This window comes from Kitasatospora sp. NPDC048286, from assembly GCF_043201735.1.
Lineage (GTDB): Bacteria > Actinomycetota > Actinomycetes > Streptomycetales > Streptomycetaceae > Kitasatospora.
Map to the genome: position 1 here is coordinate 532087 of NZ_JBICZE010000002.1, position 22249 is coordinate 554335.

The 22249-nt window shown below is 73.5% G+C and carries 20 protein-coding genes; 8 read left to right on the forward strand and 12 right to left on the reverse strand.

Features of this window, described 5'->3' with window-relative positions; translation table 11 throughout:
• Positions 1-11: 11 nt before the first annotated feature.
• Positions 12-1976, reverse strand: coding sequence for an MFS transporter (locus ACGF13_RS06715; RefSeq protein WP_392870087.1), 1965 nt, complete (start codon positions 1974-1976; stop codon positions 12-14).
• Positions 1977-2495: 519 nt separating this feature from the next.
• Between ACGF13_RS06715 and ACGF13_RS06720 the strand changes: the two genes are divergently transcribed.
• Complete coding sequence (locus tag ACGF13_RS06720; protein ID WP_392869614.1) at positions 2496-3695, forward strand: peptidoglycan-binding protein; 1200 nt, start codon at positions 2496-2498, stop codon at positions 3693-3695.
• A gap of 56 nt (positions 3696-3751) precedes the next feature.
• Here the strand turns inward: ACGF13_RS06720 and ACGF13_RS06725 are convergent, their stop codons facing one another.
• The 4 genes from ACGF13_RS06725 to ACGF13_RS06740 all read right to left on the reverse strand — a co-directional run bounded on the left by ACGF13_RS06725 (position 3752) and on the right by ACGF13_RS06740 (position 8503).
• Complete coding sequence (locus ACGF13_RS06725) at positions 3752-4342, reverse strand: TMEM165/GDT1 family protein (RefSeq protein ID WP_392870090.1); 591 nt, start codon at positions 4340-4342, stop codon at positions 3752-3754.
• 228 nt (positions 4343-4570) lie between these two features.
• A complete protein-coding gene (locus ACGF13_RS06730) occupies positions 4571-5377 on the reverse strand; it encodes an ABC transporter permease (protein ID WP_392869616.1) in 807 nt (268 codons plus the stop codon).
• Between the two features lie 10 nt (positions 5378-5387).
• Positions 5388-7013, reverse strand: a complete 1626-nt coding sequence (locus ACGF13_RS06735; RefSeq protein ID WP_392869618.1) for a dolichyl-phosphate-mannose--protein mannosyltransferase — start codon at positions 7011-7013, stop codon at positions 5388-5390.
• Positions 7014-7201: 188 nt separating this feature from the next.
• On the reverse strand, positions 7202-8503 hold the full coding sequence (locus ACGF13_RS06740; RefSeq protein WP_392869620.1) for an MFS transporter: 1302 nt from the start codon (positions 8501-8503) through the stop codon (positions 7202-7204).
• 144 nt (positions 8504-8647) lie between these two features.
• Between ACGF13_RS06740 and ACGF13_RS06745 the strand changes: the two genes are divergently transcribed.
• Positions 8648-9229, forward strand: a complete 582-nt coding sequence (locus tag ACGF13_RS06745) for a MarR family winged helix-turn-helix transcriptional regulator (RefSeq protein ID WP_392869622.1) — start codon at positions 8648-8650, stop codon at positions 9227-9229.
• 118 nt (positions 9230-9347) lie between these two features.
• Here ACGF13_RS06745 and ACGF13_RS06750 read toward each other — a convergent pair whose 3' ends face one another.
• The 3 genes from ACGF13_RS06750 to ACGF13_RS06760 all read right to left on the reverse strand — a co-directional run bounded on the left by ACGF13_RS06750 (position 9348) and on the right by ACGF13_RS06760 (position 12858).
• A complete protein-coding gene (locus ACGF13_RS06750; protein WP_392869624.1) occupies positions 9348-11066 on the reverse strand; it encodes a glycosyl hydrolase family 18 protein in 1719 nt (572 codons plus the stop codon).
• A gap of 386 nt (positions 11067-11452) precedes the next feature.
• Positions 11453-12076 (reverse strand): FxLYD domain-containing protein, encoded by a 624-nt coding sequence (locus ACGF13_RS06755; RefSeq protein ID WP_392869626.1) that lies wholly within the window; start codon positions 12074-12076, stop codon positions 11453-11455.
• A 215-nt stretch (positions 12077-12291) separates the two neighbouring features.
• Positions 12292-12858, reverse strand: a complete 567-nt coding sequence (locus ACGF13_RS06760) for a DoxX family protein (protein ID WP_392869628.1) — start codon at positions 12856-12858, stop codon at positions 12292-12294.
• A 212-nt stretch (positions 12859-13070) separates the two neighbouring features.
• Here ACGF13_RS06760 and ACGF13_RS06765 point away from each other — a divergent pair, with 212 nt between their 5' ends.
• Positions 13071-13703, forward strand: coding sequence for a MarC family protein (locus tag ACGF13_RS06765; protein WP_392869630.1), 633 nt, complete (start codon positions 13071-13073; stop codon positions 13701-13703).
• 65 nt (positions 13704-13768) lie between these two features.
• Here the strand turns inward: ACGF13_RS06765 and ACGF13_RS06770 are convergent, their stop codons facing one another.
• A complete protein-coding gene (locus ACGF13_RS06770) occupies positions 13769-14308 on the reverse strand; it encodes an NADPH-dependent FMN reductase (RefSeq protein WP_392869632.1) in 540 nt (179 codons plus the stop codon).
• A gap of 99 nt (positions 14309-14407) precedes the next feature.
• On the reverse strand, positions 14408-14869 hold the full coding sequence (locus ACGF13_RS06775; protein WP_392869634.1) for an Lrp/AsnC family transcriptional regulator: 462 nt from the start codon (positions 14867-14869) through the stop codon (positions 14408-14410).
• Positions 14870-15056: 187 nt separating this feature from the next.
• On the opposite strand from ACGF13_RS06775, the gene ACGF13_RS06780 reads away from it, so the two are divergent.
• The 3 genes from ACGF13_RS06780 to ACGF13_RS06790 all read left to right on the forward strand — a co-directional run bounded on the left by ACGF13_RS06780 (position 15057) and on the right by ACGF13_RS06790 (position 17902).
• Positions 15057-15887: a tryptophan 2,3-dioxygenase gene (locus ACGF13_RS06780; protein WP_392869636.1), complete on the forward strand. Its 831-nt coding sequence runs from the start codon at positions 15057-15059 to the stop codon at positions 15885-15887.
• A gap of 144 nt (positions 15888-16031) precedes the next feature.
• Positions 16032-17258 carry a kynureninase gene (kynU, locus tag ACGF13_RS06785; RefSeq protein ID WP_392869638.1) on the forward strand — a complete coding sequence of 409 codons (1227 nt, stop codon included), beginning with the start codon at positions 16032-16034 and terminating at the stop codon, positions 17256-17258.
• Positions 17259-17404: 146 nt separating this feature from the next.
• A complete protein-coding gene (locus ACGF13_RS06790; protein ID WP_392869640.1) occupies positions 17405-17902 on the forward strand; it encodes a hypothetical protein in 498 nt (165 codons plus the stop codon).
• Here the strand turns inward: ACGF13_RS06790 and ACGF13_RS06795 are convergent.
• Positions 17899-18882 (reverse strand): hypothetical protein, encoded by a 984-nt coding sequence (locus ACGF13_RS06795; protein WP_392869642.1) that lies wholly within the window; start codon positions 18880-18882, stop codon positions 17899-17901. The two genes, ACGF13_RS06790 and ACGF13_RS06795, sit on opposite strands and share 4 nt — an antisense overlap.
• A 76-nt stretch (positions 18883-18958) precedes the next feature.
• On the opposite strand from ACGF13_RS06795, the gene ACGF13_RS06800 reads away from it, so the two are divergent.
• Positions 18959-19588 (forward strand): TetR/AcrR family transcriptional regulator, encoded by a 630-nt coding sequence (locus tag ACGF13_RS06800; RefSeq protein ID WP_392869644.1) that lies wholly within the window; start codon positions 18959-18961, stop codon positions 19586-19588.
• Between the two features lie 192 nt (positions 19589-19780).
• Here the strand turns inward: ACGF13_RS06800 and ACGF13_RS06805 are convergent, their stop codons facing one another.
• Entirely contained in the window at positions 19781-21214 is a 1434-nt protein-coding gene (locus ACGF13_RS06805) for a choice-of-anchor A family protein (RefSeq protein ID WP_392869646.1), read from the reverse strand.
• A gap of 270 nt (positions 21215-21484) precedes the next feature.
• On the opposite strand from ACGF13_RS06805, the gene ACGF13_RS06810 reads away from it, so the two are divergent.
• Entirely contained in the window at positions 21485-22201 is a 717-nt protein-coding gene (locus ACGF13_RS06810; protein ID WP_392869648.1) for a 4'-phosphopantetheinyl transferase family protein, read from the forward strand.
• The last annotated feature ends 48 nt before the right edge of the window (positions 22202-22249 follow it).

Consider the following 22249-nt stretch of genomic DNA (forward strand, 5'->3'; position numbering starts at 1 on the left):
CCGTCGGACCATCAGAACGACCGCCCCTCCCCACGGTACGGCCCCTGCGGCCCCGACGGGTCCGGCCGGTCCCGCAGGTCCGCGCACAGCGAGGAGCTGAGCCGGTTCAGCACCCCCGCGATCTCGGCGTGCCGCTGCTCGTCCCAGTCCCCCAGCAGTTCGGCGAGTTGGGTGCGCCGGGCGGCCACCAGCCGCAGGGCCGTCTCCTCGCCCGACTCGGTGAGCCGCAGCGGCAGCCCGCCGGACCGCGCCGCCAGCCCCCGGCCCTCCACCTCCCGGACGGCCTCCTCGACGGTGGCGATCGGGACGACCCGCGCCTCGGCCAGTTCGGCCGGCTCGACCGAGCCGTGCTGGTGGATCTGGAGGAGCAGCCAGCTGGAGGCGGGCAGCAGGTCCAGCCCGGCCGTCTCGGTGATCCGCCGGAAGAGGTCGCGCCGGGCCTCCCGGCTGTTCAGCACCGACAGGGCGCGGGCGATCTCGTCCAGCGAGCTGCGCTCCACGGGGTTGATCCCGATGGACTCGCCGAGGTCGGGGGCGGTGACGGTGGAGCGCAGCTTCTGTTCGCGCAGGAACAGCGACAGCACGAAGGCGACCACCGCGACCGGCACCGCGTACAGGAACACCCGGGTGATCGACTCGGCGTACGCGTGGTAGACCCCCGGCTGGACGGCGGCCGGCAGCTGGGGGATGACCCGCGGGTCGGCGGTGATGACCTCCGGCCGGAAGCCGGGCGGCAGCGGCACCCCGGCCAGCGCGTCGGCGAGCCGGCTGCGCAGTCCGCTCGCGAAGACCGTCCCGAAGATGGAGACGCCGAAGGAGGCCCCGATGGAGCGGAAGAAGGTGGCGCCCGCGGTGGCCACGCCGAGGTCCTCGTAGCCGACCGAGTTCTGCACGATCAGCACCAGCACCTGCATCACCAGGCCCAGTCCGAGGCCGAAGACCAGGAAGTAGAGGCTCATCTCGGCGGTGCTGCTGTGCTCGTCCAGCCGGGAGAGCAGCAGCAGTCCGACGGTGGTCACGGCCGTCCCGACGATCGGGAAGATCCGGTAGTGGCCGGTGCGGGCGACGATCTGGCCGGAGCCGATCGAGGTGAGCAGCATGCCGAGCACCATCGGCAGCATGTGGATGCCGGACAGGGTGGGCGAGACCTGCTGGACCACCTGGAGGAAGGTCGGCAGGTAGGTCAGCGCGCCGAACATCGCGAAGCCGACCACGAAGGAGATCACCGCGACCAGGCTGAACGTCCGCGAGCGGAACAGCCGCAGCGGCAGCACCGGCTCCACCGCCGTCCGCTCGACCAGGACGAAGGCGAGCAGCAGCACCAGCCCGAGCACACCGAGGCCGACGATCTGCCAGGAGGTCCAGGCCCAGGTGGTCCCGCCGAGCGAGGTCATCAGCACCAGGCAGGTGGCGACGGCGGCGATCAGGACGGTGCCGAGGTAGTCGATCCGGTGCTCGCGCCGGACCTCCAGCCCGTGCAGCACCGTCGCGATCACCACCAGGGCGACGATGCCGATCGGCAGGTTGATGTAGAAGACCCAGCGCCAGCTGAGGTGGTCGACGAACAGTCCGCCGAGCAGCGGCCCGAGCACGCTGGTGACGCCGAACACGGCGCCGAACAGGCCCTGGTAGCGGCCGCGGTCCCGGGGCGCGACGAGGTCGCCGACGATCGCCTGGGAGAGCACGATCAGCCCGCCGCCGCCCAGGCCCTGGAGGGCGCGGAAGGCGATCAGCTCGCCCATGTTCTGGGCGATCCCGCACAGCACCGAGCCGAGCAGGAAGATCACGATGGAGGCCTGGAAGAAGCGCTTCCGGCCGTACATGTCGCCGAGCTTGCCCCACAGCGGGGTCGCGGCGGTGGAGGCCAGCAGGTAGGCGGTGACCACCCAGGAGAGGTGTTCGAGGCCGCCGAGGTCGCTGACGATGGTCGGCAGCGCGGTGGAGACGATGGTCTGGTCGAGCGCGGCGAGCAGCATCGCCAGCAGCAGGGCGCCGATCGGCACCCAGACGTTGTGCACGGTGACCGCCGGCGGGCCCGGCTCGCCCGCCGGGCTCCGGTCGGACGCGGTGCTCGGCTCCGTCACGGCGTCTCCGCGGGCGTCACGGCGTCTCCGTGGGCATGGCGTCTCCATGGGGTCGCGGCCCGTCGGCCGGGCCGTGCGGATGATCACTCCCAGCTGACCACGCTGGTCGTTTCGTCCCGATTCGTTCCGTCGGTGTGAGCCGAGCGTAAGCGCCGGGGACAACCGCCGCGCTCCGGGCGTTCCCCGAAGGGCCGACCGGCACCAACCGGCACAACACCCCGCCGAGGGACGGACGCCCCTGTCCACCCCTCGGACGGTCCTGCATAATCAGGCGCGTCCGCGCGCCGCCCGGGTCCGCCCGGAGCGTGCTCGGGACGACCGAACGCCGGCCGGCCGACCGACCGGCGGACGACCCGAACGACCCGAACGACCGCCCACGAAAGTCGACGCGAAACCGAGGAGGACCGGCCGATGCCGGACCAGCACTGCCCGACGTGCGGCACCGCACGCTCCACCGGGTGCGGCTGCGTCCCGGACCCGAGCCTCACCGAGACCGCCGTCCTGCCCTACCTGGAGGGCCCGCCGCTGGTCCGCCCGTACGTCCCGCGGACGGCCGACCAGGTGGCCGACGAGGCCCACCCGGGCACCCCGGTGGTCGACCCGTTCGCGACCACGGTGCTGCCGCCGGTGCCCCCGGGGCAGCCCACCGCGCCCGGGTCACCGGTCGTTCCCCCGCTGGGACCGGACGCGGACGCGTACGCCACCACCGTGCTGCCGCCGGTCGGCCAGGGGCAGGCTCCGTACGGTCCGGACGGGGCCTACCCGGGCGCCGGCGCCCACCCGGACGCGTACGCCACCACCGTGCTGCCGCCGGTCCCGCCGGCCGGGCCGGGCGGGTACCCGGCGGCGGCCGCGCAGCCGCGGACACCGGCTTCCGCGCCGGACGGGAACGAGATCGGCCTCTTCCCCTTCGGGCAGGCCCAGGACTTCCGGCAGGCCCCGGCCGGGCCCGGCCCGGAGGCGGGCGGCCGGGCCGCCCGCCGGGCGGCCGAGCAGGCCGGGCGCCGCCCGCTCGCCCAGCGCAAGGGGCTGCTCGCCGGGGTCGGCGCCGCCCTGGTGGCGCTCACCATCGGCGTCGCGTACGCGGTGACGCCCTCCGCCGAGCCGCCGGCCAAGCAGGCGCAGCCGCTGCCCACGACCACCCTGGCGCCCGCGCCGGTGGACCCGCCCACCCTGGCCGCGCCCGCCCCGAGCACGCCGCCGCCGACCAGCGAGGCGCCGAGCCCGACGCCCACCCCCACCCGCAAGCCGAGCCCGACGAAGACGGCCACCCCGACGCCGGTCGCGACGCCGACCGTCGAGGCCCCGGCCGCTCCCCCGGCCCCGGCCCCCACGCCGACCGCGCCCCCCGTCCCGAGCCCGACGCCCACCGTCACCCCGACCCCGCGGGTCCTGCAGTACGGAATGAGCGGCCCCGATGTCACCGCTCTCCAGCAGAAGCTCGCCGCCGCCGTCAGCTGCTTCGCGTCCATACCGGTGACCGGGGTCTACGACGACACCACCGTGAACACCGTCGACTACGTCCAGTGGAAGTGGAACGTCAAGGGCGACAAGCGGGGCGTGTACGGCCCCAACACCAGCGCCGCCCTGGACAAGCACACCTCCTGCTGACGGCGGAGCGTCAGCAGGAGGTGTGCACGGGAATCAGCCGGCGCCCGGCCCGGGGATCAGCCGGTGATCGCCCCGAAGAGGCTGTAGCCCGCCAGCGCCACCATGATCGCTGCCGCCACCCGGATGATCAGCTTCATCGGCACGTACTTGAGCAGCTTCTGCCCGCCGACGATGGCGATCCCGCCGACCGCGCACAGCGCCAGCCAGGAGCCGATGCCGACGGCCAGCGGATCGGCGTACTTGGCGGCCAGGTTGGCGGTCATGATCTGGGTCAGGTCGCCGAACTCGGCGATCGCGACGACCACGAAGCTGGCCCCGGCCACCTTCCAGAAGCTGTTCGAGGACGGCTCCTTGGCCGCGTGCCCGTCCTCGTCGTCGCCCCCGCCGTGGAACAGCAGCATCGCCGCGCCGACCAGGAACAGCACGCCGGTGACGCCCTCCACCCAGCGGTGCGGCAGCAGCGAGAGCAGGTGCCCGGCGACGAGTGCGATGCCCACCTGGAGGGCGAAGGCGGCGGCGATGCCCGCGAAGACGTAGCTCGCGCGGTATTTCGTGCCGAGCACGAGGCTGGCCAGCGCGGTCTTGTCCGGCAGTTCGGCCAGGAAGATGATGCCGAAGGTCAACGCGGCAACGGTGATACTCATCAGGAGTTCCTCGGTCGGGCTGCCCGGCCTCCGCAGGTCCGTCAGGGGACGCTTCGGCCCGACAGCACTGGTCATGGTCACAGCACTGCGGCCGAAGGTCTCGCCGGCAACGCCCCTTCGGGCGGTGCCCCGGGCGCCGGGCCCCTGGGGGCCAGTATGTCGACGGTCCGGTGGAGGGCTACTCCCCTTCAACGGCCCCAAGCGTACCCGACCGCGCCGACCGGCCCGCCGCTACCGGAAGCCCTCCTCCGGCTCGGCGGCGACCAGCCCGCGCCCGACCAGTTCCAGTACCACCACGATCGCCACCGACTCCACCGCCAGCAACCCGATCAGCACGAACAGTTGCACCGCCCCCGCCTGGACCGGCGAGGCCCCGCCCAGCAGCATCCCGACGAAGGCCCCGGGCAGGGTGACCAGGCCGACCGTCCGGGTCTGGTCCAGCGCCGGGACGAGCGAGGTCGCGGCCGCCGTCCGGCAGATCTCCAGCCGGGCGTCGCGCTCCTCGAAGCCGAGCGCCAGCGCGGCCTCCACCTCGCCGCGCCGCAGCCGCAGCTCGTCCAGGGCCCGCCGCCCGGCCAGCGAGGTCGCGCTGAGCGCGCCGCCGATCAGGATGCCGGCGACCGGGATGACGGACAGGCCCTCGGGCGGCAGCAGTCCGACGCCCAGCAGCAGGGCGAGCACCGGCAGCACCCCCGCGCCGATCGGGGCGGCCGCCCAGACCCAGCCCGGGCCGCGGGTCATCCGCCGCCCGGCGGTGCGCACCGCGACCGAGAACATCAGCAGCACGAACAGCGCCGACCACCAGAGCGAACCGACCACCCAGGCGATCACCGCGGCGACGGCGGCCAGCTGCACCACCGCGCGCAGTCCGGCCCGCAGCACCGCGTGGCCGTGCCCGAGCAGGCCCCACCCGGCCACCGCGACGGCGGCCAGCAGCAGCACGGCCGTGACCACCCCGAGCACCGGGGTGACGGGCAGCAGCTGGCTGCCGGACGCCACCGGACCGGCCGAGGGCACCAGGGCCGAGAGCGGCGTCACGTCCGGCCCGTCAGATCCAGCTGGTGAACCACATCCGGTCCTGCCAGGACGACATCGGGATCACCTCCGCGGTGTACAGCGGGTAGAAGAAGGCGAAGCAGCCGACGATCGCGAGCACGATCACCCCGGCCCCGATCGCACCGATCCGACGGCGCTCGGGGCTGCACCCGGCCGGGCCGAGCATCGCCCCGAGCATCTGGGCGACGGCCAGGCACAGGAACGGCACCAGCACGACCATGTAGAAGGAGAAGATCGTCCGCTCCTGGTACTTGAACCAGGGCAGGTAGATCGCGGCCACCGCGCAGAGCACCGCGCCCGAGCGCCAGTCCCGCCGGAAGAACCAGCGCCACAGCAGGTAGACCAGCGCGAAGCAGGCCGTCCACCACAGGAACGGCGTGCCGAGGCCGAGGATCTGCGCCGCGCAGCCGCCCGAGGAGGTGCAGCCGTGCTGCCCGTACGGGACCTGCTCCCAGTACATCGACACCGGGCGGCCGTCGACCAGCCAGGCGAAGGGGTTGGACTGGTAGGTGTGCGGCTGGTTCAGGCCGGTGTTGAAGTCGAACATCTGCGAGTGGAAGTGCCACAGGCTGCGCAGCGAAGCGGGCACCCAGCTCATCGGGACCTGCGGCAGCGGGATGCCGAGGACGCTGTCCGGGGAGAGCCCGGCGCGGCCGTCGGCCCAGTGCCGGTCGTAGCCGCCCTGGCCGTTGCCGCCACTGGCCAGCCAGCCGCTCCAGGCGCCGACGTACACCACGACGGCCGAGCCGACCATGGCGAGGAAGGCGGGCAGGGCGTCCCGGCGCAGCATGGAGCGCCAGGGGCGGTGGGCGCCGGCGCCGCGGCGGCCGGCCTGGTCCCACAGGACGGTCAGGACGCCGAAGGCGGCGAGGATCGGGGCGCCGTTCCACTTGACCGCGCACGCGGCGCCGACGAGCACCCCGGCGGCGATCCGCCAGGGGCGCCACCCGAGCCGCACCGCGTCGGCGTCGCCGCCGCCCTCCGCGACCGCGGCGAGCCGGGCGCGGGCGTGGTCGCGGTCGATCAGCAGGCTGCCGAAGGAGGCCAGCACGAAGAACATCTGGATGCCGTCGAGCAGGCCGACCCGGCTCATCACCAACTGGAGGCCGTCCACCGCCATCAGCAGCGCGGCAGTGCAGCCGATCAGGGTGGAGCCGAAGAGGCGGCGGCCGATCCGGGCCAGCATCAGCACGGTGACGGTGCCGAGCAGGGCGGTCATGAACCGCCAGCCGAAGGGGTTCAGCCCGAACAGCTGCTCGCCGATCGACATCACCCACTTGCCGAGCGGCGGGTGCGCGATGAACTCGGGCGCGGAGCTCAGCGGGATCGACTGCGGGACGGACAGGATGTCGGCGTTGGCGTGGTCGGGCCAGGTGCCCTCGTAGCCCTGCTGGAGCAGGGACCACGCGTCCTTGGGGTAGTACGTCTCGTCGAAGACGAAGGCGTTGGGGTGGCCGAGGTTCCAGAACCGCAGCAGGCCGGCGAAGAGCGCGACGGCGATCGGGCCGAGCCAGCCGGAGCGGTCGGCCGCCCAGCGGACCAGACCGCCGCGCGAGGCCTCTGCCGGGGCCGCGGGGGCCGGGGCCGCCGGTGGGTGCGTGAGCGCCGCTTGCGTCATAGCCTCGCCGATTCGCCTGTCTGCTCTGCCCGGGTCCTGGCTCCGCCCGGGGTCGTGCCGCTCCGGCCTGGGCCGGGCGGTCAACAGCCACTGACACTATGTGGCGGTGCGCGCGAAGCCAAGCGCGACGGGCGCCGACCAGGTGACCTGGCCGGCGCCCGTCGCGAACGCCCTCGCGGGCCGTTCCGCTACGCGGCGGTCTGCAGTTCCCGCACCTGGACGGTGTGGACCACGGCCGGGGCCGCGTTGTCCTGCTCCGGCGTGAGGTACGGGCGCAGCCGCAGCGCCAGGGTGACGATCAGCAGGGTGCAGCCCGCCATGGCCGCCAGGTAGAGCGGCCAGGCGCCGGAGCCGACCAGCAGCACGCCGACGGCCGGACCGACCGCGACCGCGATCTGCTTCACCAGGGAGTACCCGGCGTTGTAGGTGCCGAGCAGCCGGGCCGGGGCGAGGTCCGCGACGATCGGGCCCATGGTGGGCGCCAGCAGCGACTCGCCGACGCCGAACAGGGCGTAGACGGAGACGATGGCGATCGTGGCGGCCATGGTCTCGGTCCGGATCAGGCCGGCCAGCAGGGCCATCGCCCAGGCGCCGAGCCAGACCAGGCCGGCCGCGGCCATCGCGGTGGTGCGGCGGCGGCGCGCGGTCATCCGCACCACGAACATCTGCAGCACCACGATGGTCAGCGCGTTGGCGCCGATCGCGAAGCCCAGGGTGGACGGCGCGGTGTGGACGGTGGAGGTGGCGAAGGCCGCGACACCGGACTCGAACTGGCCGTAGCAGGTGAAGAAGATCAGCCCGGCGAGCAGGCAGAGCCGCAGCATCGCCTTGTCCGCGACCAGCGCGCGCAGGCCCGTCGGGCCGTCCGCCTTCTCGTGGACCGCCGTCAGCTGGACCCTCGGCATCCGGGCGGTGCCGGTGACCAGGGCGAGGCCGAGGAAGGTGGCCGCCTCGATGGTGAACAGCCGGGTGAGGCTGGCAGGGTCGGCCACGTTCACGATCTGGCCGCCGACCAGCGCACCGATGCCCATGCCCAGGTTGACCAGGGTGAACTGGAGCGCGAAGGCGTGCGAGCGGGTGGCCGCCGTGGAGCAGCGGACGATCATCGTGGCGAGCGCCGGCTGGCAGGCCGTGACGCCCGCGCCGAACAGGAAGGAGGAGACCAGCAGACCCGGGGTGCCGGTGGCGTGCCCGAAGGCGAACGCGCCGGTGGCGGCGAGCGCCGTACCGGCCAGCAGCACCGGGCGGGGGCCGTACCTGTCGATGCCGCGGCCGATGAACGGGAGGACGGCGAGGGCGGCCAGCGCGAAGAGCGTGAACACCATCCAGGCGACCATCGATCCCAGCCCGCGCACCTGCTCCACGTACACGTACATGTACGGAAGCGTGAATCCGCTGCCGAACGCGCTGAGCGCGTTGCCGATCTGGACGCGGCGCAGCGGGCCGCCCGCTCCACGCCGCTGCCTCTGCTGCTTCACCGTGCCGGTCACCGTGCACATCCCTTCCTGGTTTCGACTGGATACTCTTAAGTCCAGAAGATTTCAGAGCTAAAGTTTGACGAGATAAAGTCTTAGCACCGGAAGAGTGCGGAGTCAAAGGCTTAAGGGGTGCACGCACGTGGGACACTGGTCGGCATGACTACGGACAAGCCGCGGCCGGATGCCGACAAGCCCGCCCCGGCCACCCGCCTGGAACTCGGCATCGCCGAGCAAGTGGCGCTCTACCAGCGGGAGTTCCCCACTGTCGACCCGCAGGTGGAGACCATCGTGCAGACCCTCCTACGGGTCTCCCGGCGGATGGGCGTGGCGTACGACCGGCAGCTGACTGTGCTCGGGATCACCTCCGCCGAGTGGGAGGTGCTCAAGGCCCTGGTGGTCTCCGGCAGCCCGTACCGGCTGGGGCCGGGCGAGCTGGCCAAGCGGCTCGGGCTCACCCCGGCCGCGATGACGCACCGGATCGACCGGATGGTGGCCGACGGCCTGGTCACCCGGGAGCGGGACGAGACCAACCGGGTGCGGGTGATCATCGAGCTGACCGAGACCGGTCGCGTCAAGTGGCTGGAGTCGATGCGGATGGCGGCGGTGTTCGAGGAGGAGTTCCTCCAGGACGTCGCGGGCGAGGAGCGCGCCGAGCTCTCCGCGACGCTGGGCCGGATGCTGCGGCGGATCGAGGAGAGCCAGCCGGACGCGCTCGGGCGCACCGACGACCTGGTGTAGCCGCTCCGGGAACGCGAACGGGTCCGGCCCGCCGGGAGGATGATCCTCCCGGCGGGCCGGACTTCGTCACTTCAGGTGCTGCGAGGGGTCCGTCAGGCCCTCGGCGGCCGGTCGGCCGTCAGCAGGGACCGTTGTCGGTCCAGACGCCCCACTGGCCGCTCAGGCTCGGGTCGTCGCCCTTGGTCCACCACTTGTTGGTGTAGTAGTGGCCCTTCCACGAGACCTTGGTGCCACCGGCCGCGTAGGTGGTGTTCGCGTCCCAGCTCGGAGCCGCCGAGCAGGCCGGCGCCGGCGTGGTCTGGGTGCTGGTCGGGGTCGGGCTCGGGGTGCCCGAGCCGGTCGGGGTCGGGGTCGCCGAACCGGTCGGGGACGGCGGGGCCGGGCAGCCGGCGGCGGAGCCGTTGGTGGCGCTCACCATCTTGTCGAACAGGGCGGTCTTGGTGCCCAGGTCGTACAGCGAGAAGGCGAAGGAGCCGCCGAGGCCGTTGCAGTGCGCGTAGTCGAGCTTGGCCTGGATCGACTTGGCGTCCTCACCGCTCCAGAAGGTGTTGCCGTCGTAGAAGTACGTGGCCTGCGCGGCGTCGTCCCAGAAGGTCTTGGACGGGTTGTCGACGAAGCCCGCGAGCTCCTTGTACATCTGGATGCCGGGGACGTTGCCGGACATCGCCGCACCGGCCGCCGGCTGGGTGGCGGGCTGGAACAAGCCGTGCTGGCCGTTGTCCTTCACGCCGGTCCAGCCGCGGTAGTAGAACGGCACACCCATGTTGATCTTGCTGGCGGGGAAGCCGCCGGGGATGCCGTAGTCCTTGTCGCCGACCGTCCACGCCTTGATGGCGTTGTCGATCGAGTACTTGCCGTTGCCCGGCTTGACCGGGGTCGACGGGTCGTTCGGGCCCGCGTAGAGCGCGGCCTGGTGGTTGGTCGGGCCCTGCGCGTCCCAGCCGCCGTGCATGTCGTAGGTCATGACGTCGAGGAAGGTCAGGTACTGACCGATCTTGTCGGTCTCGACGTTCATGATCTTGTCCTGGCCGGCACCGACCGCCGCCGACAGGGCGTAGGTCTTCTTGTCGGCCGCGCCCTGCGCGTCCAGCTGGGTGCGGAACTCCTTCAGCAGCGCCGTGAAGTTCTGCTTGTCGGCCGGGCTGGAGATGTTGCCGGTGTGGCCGCCGCCGCCCGGGTACTCCCAGTCGATGTCGATGCCGTCGAAGACACCGGCCGCCGAGCCCGGACCGCCGAAGCCCGCGTCGACGGGCAGGTTGCCCTTGATGAACATGTCGATGCAGGACGACACCAGGTGCTTGCGCGAGGCGTCCGTGGCGGAGGCCGGCGAGAAGTACTTGGAGTAGGTCCAACCACCCAGCGAGAGCAGGACCTTGAGGTTCGGGTTCTTCGCCTTCAGCTTCTTCAGCTGGTTGAAGTTGCCCGCGATCGGCTGGTTCCAGACGTCGCCGACGCCGTCGACCGAGATGTCCGCGCCGAAGCTCTTCTGGTAGTCGGCGAACGCGTCGGCGGCGCCGTCACCCGCGTTGGGGTTGTTGTCGTTCGTGTCCGCGGCCTTGGTGGCCTCGAAACACCCCAGGTCGGTCGGGTGGATGTTGGCGAAGTCGTAGATCAGGTAGTCCAGCTTCCCGGCGACGCCGGTGTCCTGGATCGTCTTGGGGTAGTACGCGTTCGCGTAGACCGACCACTGGTCGTAGTACGCGACCTTGATGCCGCCGCTGGTGGCGGGCGCACCGGTGGAGTTGGTGGTCGCGGCGTTGGCCGCGCCGCCGCCGGACAGCGCGAGGCCGGCGCCGAGCAGCAGGGAGGCGGTGGTGCCGGCCGCGATGGCGGCCATGCTCTTGGGGCGACGTCGGCGGCCGCCCTGCGGAGCCGGGGTCCCGGCCCTTTCAATGCGTGAGCGCAGCATGGGTGCGTGACTCCTGGTTGTGGGGGTTCCCGCCGCCCCGGGGGCACGCGTCCGGGGTGGGGCCGGACGACCGGGACATGACAGGCATGGGTGGGGAATCGAGCGGATCGGGCCATGACGGACTACCGGGATGTGCCGAACCGGCGCCAGCGACACACGGTCGCTGACGCCGGTTCAGGGGCTCCCTGCACCTGGGCAATAAAAATGGACTAGACCAACTCACCCGTCAAGGGGTGCCGTTGGGCCTTGAGACCCGCTTAAGGTTCCGCCCCCGCGCCGAACTGGGCGGCCGCACCCGGATCCGGCACCGGAGATCAGTAGCCGACGGCGTTGGCCACCTCGGCCTTGACCGTGCCGGAGAGGTCCCGGTGGGCGTGCGCGGTGGCCTGGGCGCTCTGCCCGGGGGCCACGTCCTGGACGGTCACCGCGGCCGCGTCCAGCACCTTGCCGGACTCGTCGGTGAAGTTCACCTGGATCGCGTACCGGTACGACTGCTGCCCGTGGTTGGTGATGCTCAGCGGCGCCTGCGGCTTGCCGTCCGAACCGGTGGTCACCGCCCCGACGGTGATGTCCCCCTTGGCGTCCAGCCCGCCCTTGATCCCGGCGATGGCCGAGGAGGCCGCCGACACCGCCGCCGAGGCCTGCGCCTGGGCCGAGGCGATCGCCGAGCCCGCCCCGCCGGCCGCCGAGGCCAGCGCCGAGGCGGCGGAGGCGGCGGCGCTCGCGCCCTGCTTCACCGCGGCCGCCGCCGAGGAGGCCACGCTCTCCGCGCTCTTCTCGGAGGAGCAGCCCGCGAGCGCCGCCGCACCGACCACCGCCACGGCCAACACCCCTGCCACCGCACGCCGTCGGCGGCTCAGCGGCGGCGCGTCCAGATCCTGCGCGGTGGCCCTCGGCGGGGTCGGGTGGCTGGCTCGGGTGAGCGGCTGGCGGTCCATGCGGTCCCTCGTTTCCGGTCGGTGCCGGGCTGCCCGGCACACCTCCCCGCCCACCCTCCGAGGACCGCCGGACCGCCGCCAGCAGGGCTGCTGCCTCCGGGTGACCCGGCCACGCCGCCGTGAGTCGGCCGCGGGCCGGCGCCCGGGGCGGCTCCCGGCCAGGGCCTCGCCTGGATCCCTGCCGGGTCCGCCGAACCCAAGAGACCGTCCGGTCCCTAGGAGAGCCCCGAGCCCTCCTGCGCGTCCGCCTCGACCGCGGCCCGCTCCTCGCGCAGCCGCATCACGTGCCGGCGCCGCGCGACCGTGCCGTACGCCCCGGCGGCGCTCGCCACGAAGGACACCAGGCCGACCCACGGCCGGTCGAAGACGTGGCCGGTCAGGTGGTCCAGCGAGTAGCGGCCGGCCCCGGCCAGGCCGATCGCCAGCCCGGTCGCGCCGAGGAAGGCCGGGTACTCGTAGCCGCCGGACATCGCGAAGAAACCGGCCGGGGCGTGCACCGACACGGCGCCCGCCATCGTCCCGGCCACCACCGCGCCGGCCGCCGGCGTGGCCAGCCCGGCCACCAGCAGCGCGCCGCCGCCCGCCTCGCCGAGGCCGGCCGCGAGCGCGCTCTGCCGCGCCGGGTGGAAGCCCATCTGTTCCATGGCCTGGGTGGCGCCCTCCAGGCCGCCGCCCCCGAACCAGCCGAACAGCTTCTGGGTGCCGTGCGCGATCAGCACCCCGCCGACCGCGCCGCGCAGGGCCAGCAGGCCCAGGTCCTTACGGTTCAGGCACGTGCCCATGTCGCATCCTCGCTTCCGCGGCGGAGTGGTCCTGCTCGGCGGCAGTCCTGCCTCCATGGGACCCGAGAGCGCCCGCCCCTTCGAGCCGGGGCCGCCATCCGGGCGAATTCCTCCGCGACCGGGAATGAACCGCGGCCGACGAGACACACGCCACGCCCGGACGCGGAGCGTGGCGGACCGGCCGCCCGAAGCCCCGCGGTCATGCTTGGCCCATGTTCGTCTTCAACCTGAGCAGCGCCTTCATCACCTTCTTCGCCGTGGTCGGCCCACCGAAGACCCTGCTGTCCTTCGCCCGGCTGGCCGGGACCAGGAGCAACCTGGAGCTGCGCCGGCTGGCGGCCCTGAGCACGGCCATCTCGTCGGTGATCGGCCTGGTGCTCGGCTTCGGGGCCGACGAACTGACCACCCTGTTCCACATCAGCGACCAGTCCCTGCAGCTCGCCGGCGGGGCGATCTTCTTCGTCTACGCCGTCGCGCTGGTCTTCGGCGTCCACCTCGGCTCGGACGGCGACGAGGACGAGCACCTGGCGAACCCGCTGGTGGACGGCATCCGCGAACTGCTGCTGCCGTACATCGCCAGCCCGCTCGCCATCACGGCCGTCCTGGTCGCCTCGCTCAACCAGGACAGCTGGGGCTGGAAGGCCGCCGTCTCCGGGGCGTACGTGGCCGTCGCGGTGATCAACTACCTCTGCGTGGCGATGCTCGCCCCGCTGATGCGGCGCACCCACCGCACCTCGTTGGAGGTGCTGTCCCGGCTGCTCGGGCTGCTGCTGGCGGCGGTCGGCGTCGAGCTGTTCCTGGAGGGGCTGTCCGGGCTCGGGGTGCACCTGCCGGACGGGCACTGAGCCGGGCCACCCTCAGCCCGGCCCGTCGGCCGTCCCGTCGGCCAATCCGCCGGTCAGTCCGCCGGTCAGCCCGCCGCGAGGCGGGCCAGCACCTCGCCGATCCGCTCGCGCACCAGCGGGTCGGCGACCAGCCCGTCCGGGCCGACCGCGCCGCGCTCCAGCGGAAGCCGGACGCAGGCCTCGTCCAGCACCGCGGCGCCGGTGTAGCCGAGGACGGTACGCAGGGTGGCCTCGGCTCCCAGACCGCGGCCCGGGCCCGCGGCGTTGATCCAGCCGGTGGGCTTGTCCGAGATCTCGACCCCGCCGACCGTCCAGTCCAGCAGGTTCTTGAACGCGCCCGGCAGCGTCCCGGCGTACTCGGGCGTGCAGACCAGCAGCGCGTCGGCCGCCTCGATGGCGGCCCGCAGCGCGGCCACCGGCTCCGGCAGCGGGTCGGTGTCGTGGTCCGGGTTGAAGTGCGGCAACCCGGCCAGCCCGGCGTAGTACGTGGCCCGCAGGCCCGGGATGGCGGCGGCCACCTCGGCCGCGGTGCGCAGCACCGTCTCGTTGGTGGAACCGGCCCGCAGGCTCCCGGGCAGCAGCAGGATGTGGCGCTCGTTCGGCATGCCGGGCAACCTACTCCTTGACGCCCGCGTCAACGCCGGCGGACGCCGAGGACCGCCCGGGGAGCGCCCGGGGACCGCCGGGGACCGCCCGGGCCGCGCTCAGCGCGGCACCACCGGCCGCCAGGGCACCGGGCTGGAGAGGATCATCGAACTGGACGGCTGGCCGTAGCCGCCGAGCCGGTCGCACACCGCCTCGAACTCGGCCATCGTCGACACCGCGACCAGCAGCACGCAGCACGCCCCGCCGGTGACCCGGTGCAGCTGGACCACCTCCGGCCAGGTCGGCACGTCCGGGTCGCGCAGCACGCAGCGCGGGCCGTAGCACTGGATCTGGACCAGCGCGGTGATCGGCAGCCCGGCCCGGGTGAGGTCCACGTGGGCGTGGTAGCCGCTGATCACGCCCTCCGACTCCAGCCGGCGGACCCGTTCGGCCACCGCGGGTGCGGACAGGCTCACCCGGCGGGAGAGTTCGTTGTACGAGAGCCGGGCGTCGGCCTGGAGCTCGGCGAGCAGGCGGCGGTCGACGGCGTCCAAGGCGGCCTCCCGGGCGGTCGGGATCAAGGGGTTTCCGTTCGTAAGGCGGATCGGCGGAACGCCTCGCGAACGACAGCTCAAAGGGCGGTTGCGATGCCCGTCACCCATTCAAGCGGGGGCCACCGCCGCCGCACAATGGGCACCCGGTGGAACCCGGCAGTCCGGCTGGTTCACCGGACCGGGCGACGGGGCCCGGAGGATCAGGAGGATCGGGATGGGGCACGACACGGTGGAGACACCCAACCTGTCGTTCGGTCGGGGCGGAGCGCCGGGTCGGGGCACCCCGTACGCCCAGTACGTGCGCCTGGACGAGCTGCACGGCCTGCAGCACCCGCGCAGCGAGGAGCCGGCCGAGCTGTCGTTCATCGTCACCACCCAGGTGATGGAGCTGCTGTTCGACCTGCTGCGGCACGAGTGGACGCTCGCCCGGCGGGCGCTGCGCGAGGACGACCTGGCGGCCGCCCTGGCCGCGCTGCGCCGGGGCACCCACGTGCAGGACGTGCTGGTGGAGTCCTGGGGCCTGCTGGCCACCATGACCCCGCACGAGTTCAACTCCTTCCGCGCGCTGTTCGGCGAGGCCTCCGGCTTCCAGTCCGCGGCCTTCCTGCGGCTGGAGTTCCTGCTCGGCAACAAGAACGCCGCGCTGCTGGCGATGTACGACGGGATGCCCGACACCCAGGCCGAGCTGACCGAGGCGCTGCGCTCCCCCGGGCTGTACGACGAGGCGCTGGCGCTGCTGGCGCGCCGCGGCCTGGCCCCGCACCGGGCGCCCTCCGAGCAGCGCTACCAGCCGTCCGCGGAGGTCGAGGCGGCCTGGCGGCGGGTCTACACCGAGCCGGAGCTCGCCGCGCTCCAGCCGCTCGGCGAGGCCCTGCTGGACGTGGCCGAGCGGGTCACCCGGTGGCGCCAGCGCCACCTCTCGGCGGTCAAGCGGACCATGGGCGGCAAGCCCGGCTCGGGCGGCTCCAGCGGGCTGACCTGGCTGCGCAGGTCGGCCGAGCAGGACGTCTTCCCGGAGCTGTGGACGATCCGGGACGGGCTGTGACGGGCCGTGACGGGCCGTGGCTCGCCGTCGCGGGCCGCGAGACGGGGCACGACCGGGACGGGACCGGACGTGACCGGACGTGACCGGACGGGACTGGACGGGACTGGACGAACCGTGCACACGGATGACGAGGGAGGGACGGGCATGACCACGCGCGAGGACTGCGCGGCGCTGGACGCCGTCGACCCGCTGGCGGAATTCCGCAAGGAGTTCACCCTGCCGGACGGGGTGATCTACCTGGACGGCAACTCGCTGGGCGCGCTGCCGGTGCGCACGCCCGAGCGGGTGCGCCGGGTGGTCGAGGAGGAGTGGGGCCGGGAGCTGATCCGCAGCTGGAACGACGCCGGCTGGTTCGAGCAGCCGTACCGGCTGGGGCGGCGGATCGCGCCGCTGGTCGGCGCCGATCCGGCGGAAGTGGTCGTCTGCGACACCACCTCGGTCAACCTGTTCAAGGTGCTGTCGGCCGCGCTGCGGCTGCGCCCCGGCCGGCGCACCGTGCTCGGCGACGCCGAGGCCTTCCCGACCGACCTGTACATCGCCGAGGGCGTGACCGGCCTGGTCAAGGGCGCGCGCAGTGCGCTGATCCGCCCCGAGGAGCTGGACCGGCACCTGGACGGGGACGTCGCCGCGGTCGTCCTCTCGCACGTGGACTACCGCACCGGCGAGCTGCTCGACATGCCCGGGATCACCGCCCGGGTGCGGGCCTCGGGCGCCCTGATGATCTGGGACGTCTGCCACTCGGTGGGCGCGCTGCCGGTCGAACTCGACGCCGCCGGAGCGGACTTCGCGATCGGCTGCACCTACAAGTACCTGAACGGCGGCCCCGGCTCACCGGCCTTCCTGTACGTCGCCGAGCGGCACCTGGCGGCCGGCCCGCTCCAGCCGCTGAGCGGCTGGTTCGGCCACGCCCGGCCGTTCGCCTTCGAGCCCGGGTACGACCCGAAGGCGGGCATCGGCCGCTTCCTGACCAGCTCGCCCTCGCTGCTCGGCCAGGCCGCCCTCGGCGCCTCGCTGGACGTCTGGGAGCGGGCCGACCTGGCCGCGGTGCGGGCGAAGAGCCTGGCCCTGACCGACCTGTTCGTGTCGCTGACCGAGGGGCTGGACGGCGTCGAGGTGGTGACCCCGCGCGAGCGCGCCCGGCGCGGCAGCCAGGTCGCGCTGCGGCACGCCGACGGCTACCCGGTGGTGCAGGCGCTGATCGAGCGCGGGGTGATCGGCGACTTCCGCGCGCCGGACCTGATGCGCTTCGGCTTCACCCCGCTCTACCTCTCGTACACCGAGGTCTGGGACGCGGCCCGGCAGTTGGCCGAGGTGCTGGAGAGCGGCGAGTGGCGGGCGGAGCGCTTCTCCCGCCGGGGCGAGGTGACGTAGCCCGGGAGCCGGGAACCGAGCCCTGGGGCCGAGCCCTGGGGCCGGGGGCCGGTCGTGACGCAGCTCATGTCCGGGCCGAGTTCGATCCCCTTCGCCCTTGGGGAGGCTCCGGACCGACGGAACGTCACACCCTGGGGAGGTCGTGCGTGAACCTCGAACTCGGCCCGCTCAAGCCCGAACCGGCCCCGCTGCTCCTGGGCCTGGCGCTGTTCTTCCTGCTGCTGTGGACGCTCGGCCGCCATCTGCTCCCCCGGATCGAACGGGTGCAGTCCGAACGCTGGGAGGCCACCGAGGGGCGCGCCGAACACGCCGAGGCCCTGCTCGCCGAGGCCGAGGCCACCCGGGAGGCCCGCCTGCGGGAGCTGGCCGAGGCCCGGCACGAGGCGGCCCGGATCCGCGAGGAGTACGCCGAGCGCGGCGCGGCGGCGATGGTCGCGGCCCGCGCGGAGGGCATCCGCGACCGGGACGAACTGCTCACCGCCGGCCGCGCCCGGATCGCCGCCGACCGGGCCGAGGCGGCCCGGGTGCTGCGCCGGGACGTCGGCGAGCTGGCCGTCACCCTGGCCGGCCGGGTGATCGGCGAGCCGGTGCACGCCGTCGCCGCCCGGCGGCGCACGGTGGAGCGCTTCTTCGAGGCGAACTAGCCGGCACGGGGAGCGAGTTCGCCGTCCGCCCCGCCGGCTTCCGTCAGCTCGGCGACCAGCTCACGGTAGACGGCGAAGGCCGGCTTGGGCGTGTAGTCGTCGCGCAGCAGGCCGAAGTGCGGGAACAGCCCGGCGCCCGCGCTGTCCGCGTCCCGCAGGGCGAAGAACGCGTAGCCGGTGACGTTGAGTTCGGCGGCGAGCCCGGCGACGGCCCGGACCACCTCCGCCACCACCTCGGCCTGCCGCGCCTCGCTCCGCCCGGGGCCGGTGGGCCAGCCGTTCTCGCAGATCCGCACCGGGACACCGGGCCCGATCCCGGCCCGGGGCAGCGCGCCCTGGCGGAAGCCGGTGAGCACCGCCCTTACCGCGTCGGCGAGTTGCTCCGGTGGGACGGGGCGGAAGACGTCCGGGAAGAAGTCCAGGCCGACGTAGTCCAGGGCACGGTGGAAGCGCTCGTCGGCGAGCCGGCCGAGCTCTGACCAGAAGGTGTCCGCGGGGTCGAAGGAGGGCACCGCGTTGAAGCCGACGGCCAGCCGGTCGAATCCACAGGCCAGCGCCTCCTCCTTGGCCGCGACCACGCCCTCGACCAGCGCGCGGCGGACGTTCGGGATACTCCCGTCCACGGGCGGGAGGTCGAGGTTGGGCTCCTCGCAGATCTGGAGCAGGGCGAGCCGGTGGCCCTCGGTCCGGACCGTGCGCCGGACGAAGTCCAGCCAGCCCGCCAACTCGCCGCCGCGCTCCCGGTACTGCACCACCAGGTCGAGCCGGCGGCCCTCGCCGGCGTACTGCTCGGGCCGTTCCGGGGTGTGCTCGCCTCCCGGGTACGAGCGATAGGCGCGGACCAGGAACTCCCTTTCGCCGCCCTGGAGTTCGCGCAGCGCCGCGGCGATCCGGGCCGGCTCGTCGGGGCGGGCGGCCGCGATGACGCCGGTGTCGTCGCCGAGGAGTCCGCCGGGATAGATGCCGAAGGTGAAGGTCATGCCGTCACCGTAGCCGATATTTTTGGTGTCACTACAAGTTTCAAGTGACACCATGCTTCGCGGATAGAATCCGGCCATGGGACTTCGCGAACTCAAGAAGCAGCAGACCCGGGAACTGCTCTCCGACACCGCCATGGGCCTGTTCGCCGAGCGCGGCTTCGACCGGGTCACGGTGGTCGAGGTGGCCCGGGCCGCCGGGGTCTCGCCGAACACGGTCTTCAACTACTTCCCGACCAAGGAGGACCTGTTCTTCGACCGGCAGGAGGAGGTGGTCGCCCGCCTCGCCGAGGTGGTCCGCCGCCGCCCCGCGGGCAGCTCGGCCGTGGACGCCGTCCGGGCCGACCTGCTGGCGGCCTTCGCGGAGGGGGAACCGACGGTCGGACTGAACCCCGGGGTGGCGGCGTTCTGGCGGATCGTCGAGGACAGCGCCGCCCTGCGGGCCCGACTGCTGGAGCTCGGCGACCGGGCCGAGGCGGGACTGGCGGCCGTCCTGGCCGAGGAGTCGGGAGCCGACCAGGACGACCCGCTCCCCCGGATCGTGGCCGGAGCCGTCGCGGGGGCCCACCGGGCGGTGCTCGGCGAGGTCCGGCGGGCGATGGTGGCCGGGGAGCCGGCCGGGACGGTACGGACCCGGGTCGAGGCCGCGGTCGAGCGGGCCTTCGGGCTGCTCGCCTCGGGCCTCGCCCACTACCCGGCCGGGCAGTAGGCGGCCCGGGCGGCGGAACGGGGCGGCGGCGGAACGGGGCGAGGGCGGGGCGGGGCGGCGGCGGAACGGGGCGAGGGCGGGGCGGGAACGGCGCAGGCCGCCCGGTCGGGTCGACTCGGGCGGCCTGCGCGGCAGTTCGGCTGTCCGACTGGCCGGCTGTCCGGTTTCTCGGCCGTACGGGCCGTACGGCCGTCATCCGTGGCGGCCGCGACGGCGGCGGGCGGCCAGCACGGCCAGACCGCCGAGGCCGAGCAGGCCGACGCCTGCCACGCCGAAGACCACCGGGGCGTTGCCCGCGCCGGTGGAGGGCAGCTGACCACCGCCACCGGGGTGGCCGGTCGGCTCCTCGGTCGGGTGGAGGCCGGTCGGGGCCGGGCCGGCGCTCGACGTCGTCGCACCGGCCGACGGCGAGGTCGGCGCGGACGAGGTCGGCGAGGTGGGCGAGGTGGGCGCCGGGGAGGTCGGAGAGGTCGTGGCCGAGGAGGTCGGGCTCGGCGAGGTGGGCGCCGGGGAGGTCGGCGAGGGCGACGGCGTCGACGAGGTCGGCGACGGGCTGGGCGTCACGGCGCAGTCCGGCAGGTCGCCGTCGAACGGGTAGCTGTGGATCTCGTAGCCGCCGGTGCCGGTGTGGACCAGGCTGCCCGCGAGGTACACCCGGCCGTTCATGCCCGGTTGGGCGATGGTCGTGGTGCCGCCGGGGTTGCCGGCCAGGACCGAGCCCTGGAACTGGGCACTGCCGAGGATCTGCGCCGAGGTCGCGGTCGGGAAGTTGTACATGAGCTTCGAGCGCATCTCGGTGGTCTGGTCCCCGGCCAGGCCGGTGCCGGTGTAGGTGTTGACGACCGGGCTGTCCCCGAGCATGTTCACCACGACGGTGGCGCCGGCCGGTATACCGGCGAAGACCAGGCCGATCTGCCCGCCGGACGGCGAGGCGAGGTCCTGGGTGACGTTGAAGACCTGCTTCGCGCTGGTCCCGTCGCCGGTGAAGGTCGCCTCGCTGGAGGTGACGGCGACGGTACCGGTCGCGGTGGCCCGGCCGACGCAGCCGGAGACCTCCTCGATCCGGGTCAGCACCGACCGGTAGGGCGCGGCGGCGTTCGGGTCCTGGATCGACTCACCGGTGGGGTCGATGTTCACGGCGCCGGCGACCGAGCCCGCGTGGCGCAGATTGCCGAAGGCCGGGCCACGCGAGTCGATGCCGCCGATCAGGACGGTGTTGCCGGTCCTGACGTCGACGTCGCCGCCGGTGGTGACGAAGTCGCTGCCGTTCGGCGGCACCACGCGCGAGCCGACGCCGACGACGCCCATGTTGTAGGCGCCGCCGCCGTTCTTGTCGACGGTCAGGTTTCCCAGCGCGACGATCCTGCCCTCGGCCTCCGCGGCCCGGCCGTTCACGGTGTAGTCGCCGCCGGTGAAGACGTTGACGGTGGCGTCCCGGCCGGGGAAGTCGCCGTTGTGCGCCGGCGGCCAGGTGCCGGGGCAGTCGGGCCCGGAGCAGGCGCCCAGCGGCGGGGCCGGCGGAGCGGCCGAAGCGACCGTCAGGACCGCGGCCAGCGGCAGCGCGGTGACGGTGGTCGCCACCGCGACCAGGACGGCCCGGCGCCCGCGCGGGGCCGGAGTTCTCACGGTTGTCGTTCTGTGATCCGGCGAACCGGTGGCCTGACCCATCGACAATTCCTCCGTGCATGAGAAAGGGCAGGCCGGGACGACCTGCCGTGATGTCTGCGCTGCTGCGATGCCTGCGATGTCTGCCGGCGATTCCAGAGATTCGGGACATCAAACATCAAATCAGACATTCTCACCCTACAGATCCTCAGATCTGATCCGAAATTCATCCGTACGGAGCAGCGATCGCCCGGGCGGACGCGAGTTCGAGGGAAGCCTTAGGTTGGAGTCATGAGCACCGAGGCCCAGGAAGAGAGCGCACCGCTCGTCACCGTCGCGTCCGCCGACGCCGTACTGCGACACCCCGAGGCGGGCGAGCACCTGCTGACCGCCATGGAGCGGGAGCGCGCCGCGCGCTTCCGGCACGAGTCCGGGCGGATCGACTTCACCGCCGGACACCTGCTGGTCCGGCTCTGCGCCGCCCGGCTGCTCGGCGTGCCGGTGGCCGGCCTCGTCCTCGCCCAGCAGTGCCCGGACTGCGGGCTCGCCGACCACGGCAAGCCCTACCTGCCGGACCACCCCGGGGTGCACGTGAGCCTCTCCCACACCCGGGGCGTGGTCGCGGCCGGTGCCGGCTTCCAGCCGGTCGGGGTGGACGTCGAGCTGTCCACCCGGGGCGGCTCGCTGCGTTCGGTCGCCCGCCGGGTACTCGCCCCGGCCGAGCTCGCCCTCGTCGAGGCCGACCCGCAGCCGGAGCGGGCGTTCCTGCGGCTCTGGGTGCGCAAGGAGTCGCTGATCAAGATCGGCAGGGCCACCCTGGACACCCTCGGCCGGGTCGACCTCTCCGCCCTGCCGCTGGCCGTCCCGCCGGGCGCGCCGCTGCGCAGCCGGTACGAGGACCTGCACCTGCTCGACTGGACCGACCGGACCGACCCGGAGCACGTCGCCGCCGTCGCGGCCGTCAGCACCGCCCCGCCCCGGATCGTGGAGCTCACGGCTTCGAGCTAGGCGGGGCGGGGGTGGGCCCTGAGGCGGGCCCGCGCGGTGGGCCGGCGG

Bases quoted from the DNA above. Each gene is read 5' to 3' on its own strand.
- ACGF13_RS06715 (WP_392870087.1), bottom strand. From the start codon at position 1,976: ATGCTGCTCGCCGCGCTCGACCAGACCATCGTCTCCACCGCGCTGCCG.
- ACGF13_RS06720 (WP_392869614.1), top strand. From the start codon at position 2,496: ATGCCGGACCAGCACTGCCCGACGTGCGGCACCGCACGCTCCACCGGG.
- ACGF13_RS06735 (WP_392869618.1), bottom strand. From the start codon at position 7,013: ATGACGCAAGCGGCGCTCACGCACCCACCGGCGGCCCCGGCCCCCGCG.
- ACGF13_RS06745 (WP_392869622.1), top strand. From the start codon at position 8,648: ATGACTACGGACAAGCCGCGGCCGGATGCCGACAAGCCCGCCCCGGCC.
- ACGF13_RS06750 (WP_392869624.1), bottom strand. From the start codon at position 11,066: ATGGCCGCCATCGCGGCCGGCACCACCGCCTCCCTGCTGCTCGGCGCC.
- ACGF13_RS06755 (WP_392869626.1), bottom strand. From the start codon at position 12,076: ATGGACCGCCAGCCGCTCACCCGAGCCAGCCACCCGACCCCGCCGAGG.
- ACGF13_RS06760 (WP_392869628.1), bottom strand. From the start codon at position 12,858: ATGGGCACGTGCCTGAACCGTAAGGACCTGGGCCTGCTGGCCCTGCGC.
- ACGF13_RS06765 (WP_392869630.1), top strand. From the start codon at position 13,071: ATGTTCGTCTTCAACCTGAGCAGCGCCTTCATCACCTTCTTCGCCGTG.
- ACGF13_RS06770 (WP_392869632.1), bottom strand. From the start codon at position 14,308: ATGCCGAACGAGCGCCACATCCTGCTGCTGCCCGGGAGCCTGCGGGCC.
- ACGF13_RS06780 (WP_392869636.1), top strand. From the start codon at position 15,057: ATGGGGCACGACACGGTGGAGACACCCAACCTGTCGTTCGGTCGGGGC.
- kynU (WP_392869638.1), top strand. From the start codon at position 16,032: ATGACCACGCGCGAGGACTGCGCGGCGCTGGACGCCGTCGACCCGCTG.
- ACGF13_RS06795 (WP_392869642.1), bottom strand. From the start codon at position 18,882: ATGACCTTCACCTTCGGCATCTATCCCGGCGGACTCCTCGGCGACGAC.
- ACGF13_RS06800 (WP_392869644.1), top strand. From the start codon at position 18,959: ATGGGACTTCGCGAACTCAAGAAGCAGCAGACCCGGGAACTGCTCTCC.
- ACGF13_RS06810 (WP_392869648.1), top strand. From the start codon at position 21,485: ATGAGCACCGAGGCCCAGGAAGAGAGCGCACCGCTCGTCACCGTCGCG.